The sequence below is a fragment of the Streptomyces calidiresistens genome, from assembly GCF_014141525.1.
Taxonomy (GTDB): Bacteria; Actinomycetota; Actinomycetes; order Streptomycetales; family Streptomycetaceae; genus Streptomyces; species Streptomyces calidiresistens.
In genome coordinates this window covers 1-3277 of record NZ_VKHS01000637.1, presented here as the reverse complement: position 1 = coordinate 3277, position 3277 = coordinate 1, and the positions used below count along the sequence as shown (strand labels likewise).

The following is a 3277-nucleotide window of genomic DNA, read 5'->3' as shown; positions in this document are numbered from 1 at the left end:
GGGCCGGGAAGGGCTCCCGCTCCCCGACGGTCGCGGGGCCCGGGCAACCGTCGGCTCCCCGGGACCGGTGGAGGTCCCGCCTGCCGGGGGACGCGCGGGTCGCCGTCGAACCGGGGGTGCGGAAGGGTCCCGTCGTGGTGCATGGCGCTCATGCCGCCGGGATGCCCGCTCCCGCACCCCCGTCGAACCTCCCGGGAGGCCCGGATGCTGCCTCCATCGGCCCCCCGAAGGGGGGAACGGGTGTACGGGTGTCGAAAGGGTCTCCACTCCTGCTGGTCACGGGGAGTGTGAGCTTGGGCCCGGGGTTACTCCGCTCCGCGAGCAACCCCGGGCTCGGGGGAGAGGTGAAAGGGCGTCACCGGGGCGCGCATGCACCCAGGGGGGCGCTCACCCTGCCGTACGCGCCTCGCACTCGCGGGCCCGCAGCGCCCGCGCCAGGTCGTCCCGCGCCTCCAACACCAACCGCCGCAGCGCCGGCGCCGCGTCCGCGTGGTCGCGCAGCCACCCGTCGGTGGCCTCCAGGGTGGCCCGGTCGCCCTGCTCCGCCGGGAACAACCCCCGCACCACCGCCATGCCGATCTCGATCGACCGCTCCGCCCACACCCGCTCCAGCGACTCGAAGTACGGCCCGGTGTAGGGGGCGAGCAGGTCGGCCCGGTCCCCGCGCCCGAAACCGTCGATGGTCGCCTCGATCAGGGCGTTGGACAGCCGGTCGGACTCCATCACGTCCGCCCACGCCCGGGCCTTGACCTCCGGCGCCGGCCGGGCCGCCAGACAACGCACGTGGTGGCGGCGCCCGGAGGCGGTGTCGTCCCGCTCCAGCTCCCGGTTCAGCCGCTCCTCGTCCGCCCGGCCCCGGGCCGCCAGCGCCAGCAGCAGCGTCCAGCGCAACTCCTGGTCCACCTTCAGGCCGTCGATCCGGGCGTCGCCGTCCAACAACCGCTCCAGCAGCACCAGGTGCTGCTCGTCCGCCGCCGTCTCGGCCAGGAACCGGGCCCAGGCCAACTGGTGGTCGCCACCGGGCGGGGCCAGCCGCAGCTCCCGCAGCGCGGCCTCGGCGATCGCCGACCGCCGGGCCGGACGGTCGGCGGGGGAGGTGAAGCGCGTCAGCGCGGTGTCGGCCCACGCCAGCACCATCTGGAGCACCCCGATCTCGGTCTCCGCCCCACCCGCCCGGCGCACCAGGTCCAGGAAGTCACCGGCGGGCATCAGGCCGTCCCGGGTCAGGTTCCACAGGGCGGACCAGCACAGCGCCCGCGCCAACGGGTCGGCGATCGAGCCCAGGTGCTCGCGGAGCGTGGCCAGCGAGGCGTCGTCGAAGCGGGTCTTGCAGTACGTCAGGTCCTCGTCGTTGACCAGCACCAGGTCCGGCCGCTCGGCGCCCACCAGCTCCGGCACCACCGTGCGGGCGCCCGTCACGTCGGTGAGGGTCTGCGCGTACCGGCTCAGCGTCCCGCTCGCCGGGTCCCGGCGGTACAGCCCGATCGCCACCCGGTGCGGGCGCAGCACCGGCTCCGGCACACCGCCGGGCGCCCCCGGGTCGTTCCCCGGGCCGGTCGGCAGCCGGGGCGGCTCCGGGGCCTCCTGCACCACCGCCAGCTCGGTCACCCGGCCCGCCGCGTCACAGGTCAGCTGCGGCGTCAGGGCGTTCACCCCGGCCGTCTGGAGCCAGGCCTTCGCCCACTCGCCCATGTCCCGGCCGGAGGTCTCCTCCAGGACCGCCAGCAGGTCCTCCAGGGTGGTGTTCCCCCATGCGTGGCGCCGGAAGTAACGGCGCGCGCCCTCCATGAAGGCGTCCTCGCCGGCGTAGGCGACCAGTTGCTTGAGCACCGAGGCGCCCTTGGCGTAGGTGATGCCGTCGAAGTTGAGCTTGGCGTCCTGCAGGTCGCGGATGTCGGCGGTGACGGGGTGGGTGGAGGGCAGCTGGTCCGCCCGGTAGGCCCACGCCTTGCGGCGGTTGGCGAAGGTGATCCACCCCTCGGTGAACCGGGTGGCCTTCACCAGCGAGAAGGCGCCCATGAAGTCGGCGAACGACTCCTTGAGCCACAGGTCGTCCCACCACTCCATGGTCACCAGGTCGCCGAACCACATGTGCGCCATCTCGTGGAGCAGGGTGTTGGCCCGCCCCTGGTAGGCGGCCCGGGTCGTGCGGCCCCGGAAGACGTACTCCTCCCGGAAGGTCACCAGTCCCGGGTTCTCCATGGCGCCGATGTTGTACTCCGGCACGAACGCCTGGTCGTACTTGCCGAAGGGATACGGGAAGTCGAAGTGCTCGTGGAAGAAGTCCAGGCCCCGCTTGGTCAGGTCGAAGATCTCCGGGGCGTCGAAGTGCCGGGCCAACCCCTTGCGGCACAGCGCGGCCAGCGGGATCTCCAGGGTGGTGCCGTCCGGGAGCCGCCGGCTGTACCGGTCGCGCTCCACGTGGTAGGGCCCGGCGACCACGGCGGTGATGTAGGTGGAGATCGGCCGGGTGGGGGCGAAGGTCCGGGTGGAGGCGGCGCCGTTGTCGCAGGGGCGCGGCTCGCCCACCTCCTCGGCGTTGGACAGCACCGTCCAGTGCGCCGGGGCGGTGACCCGCATCTCGAAGGGCGCCTTGAGATCGGGCTGCTCGAAGCAGGCCATCACCCGGCGCGCGTCGGCGGGTTCGTACTGGGTGTAGAGGTAGGTCTCCCCGTCCTCCGGGTCCACGAAGTGGTGCAGGCCCTCACCGGTGCGGCTGTAGGCGCAGCGGGCGTCCACCACCAGTTCGTTGGTGGCGGCCAGGGCGGGGAGCGCGATCCGGGCGCCGTCGAAGACCCGGTCCACCGGCAGGTAGTCGCCGTTCAGGGTGACCGACAGCACCTCCGGCGCGATCAGGTCGATGAAGGAGGAGGCGCCCGGTTCGGCGCAGCGGAACCGGACGGTGGTGGTGGAGCGGAAGGTCCGCGGGCCGGAGGCCGGGGCCGGCGCCGTCGCCGACCGCAGGTCGAGTGACACCGTGTAGCCGTCGACGTCGATCAGCCCGGCCCTCTCGCGGGCCTCCTCACGGGTCAGGTTCTCTCCGGGCACGGGCCCACTCCTCTTCGGTCTTCTCGGCTGGTGATTCGCCGGGTGGGGGACGCGGGCCGGCGAATGTCCGGTCAGCATCCCACGGGGCGTGGACACCCCGCAGGGGGGAATCGGGTCCACGGCGTTCCCGGCTCCACGGGGTGGAAGAATCCCCTCAGGGCATATCACGGCACGGCGCGCGGCGAGGAGCGAGGCATGGATCCGTTGACGGGGTGGGAGGAGGGGCTGT

General features: G+C 73.3%; 1 protein-coding gene. It reads right to left on the bottom strand.

Going from position 1 to position 3277, the window contains the following annotated elements; all coding sequences use genetic code 11:
• Positions 1-387: 387 nt before the first annotated feature.
• Positions 388-3048, bottom strand: a complete 2661-nt coding sequence (pepN, locus tag FOE67_RS20775) for an aminopeptidase N (protein ID WP_182666358.1) — start codon at positions 3046-3048, stop codon at positions 388-390.
• Between the last annotated feature and the right edge of the window lie 229 nt (positions 3049-3277).